At 64.9% G+C, this 692-nt stretch carries 1 pseudogene; it reads left to right on the forward strand.

Annotation, left to right across the window (positions count from 1 at the left end):
• A pseudogene (locus I6F36_RS38580) lies at positions 1-692 on the forward strand (IS5/IS1182 family transposase); the annotation flags it as partial.

The following is a 692-nucleotide window of genomic DNA, read 5'->3' on the forward strand; positions in this document are numbered from 1 at the left end:
ATACCACCGTGCAGCCGAAGGCCATCACCTTCCCGACCGATGCCAAGCTGCTGCACGCGGCAATCAAGGGGCTCAACCGCCTGGCGAGGAAGCACGGGGTCAAGCTGCGGCAGTCCTATCTTCGCATTGCCAAGACCGCGGCGATGATTGCGGGACGCTACGGCCATGCCAAGCAATTCAAGCGGCATCAGCGGCAGTTGCGCATCCTGCGCAGCCGACTGGGCCGGATCATCCGCGATATCCGCCGCAAGATCGAAGGTCAGGCTGTGCTTGAGAACACGTTCGCCCTCCCGCTCAGCCGGGCCTCGCAGATCCGCTCGCAGCAGCAGCGCCAGCGCGGCTTCAAGCTTTATTCCTTCCACGCCCCGGAGGTGGAGTGCATCGGCAAGGGCAAAGCAGCCGCGCCTTACGAGTTCGGCGTCAAAGCCTCGATCGTCACCAACAACGGCCGTTCTCCCGGGGGCCTGTTCGTGCTGCACGCCAGGGCGCTACCCGATAACCCGTACGACGGTCACACCTTGCGGGACGTCATCGACCGCACCGAGACACTCACCGGCTGCGCGATCGAGCGGGCCTATGTCGACAAGGGATACCGCGGCCACGACGCACAAAATCCCCGACGGATCTTCATCTCCGGCCAGAAGCGCGGCGTCTTCGGTGTCATCAAGCGCGAGCTGCGCCGCCGCTCCGCC

Source organism: Bradyrhizobium sp. BRP19, assembly GCF_020194195.1.
Taxonomy (GTDB): Bacteria; Pseudomonadota; Alphaproteobacteria; order Rhizobiales; family Xanthobacteraceae; genus Bradyrhizobium; species Bradyrhizobium yuanmingense.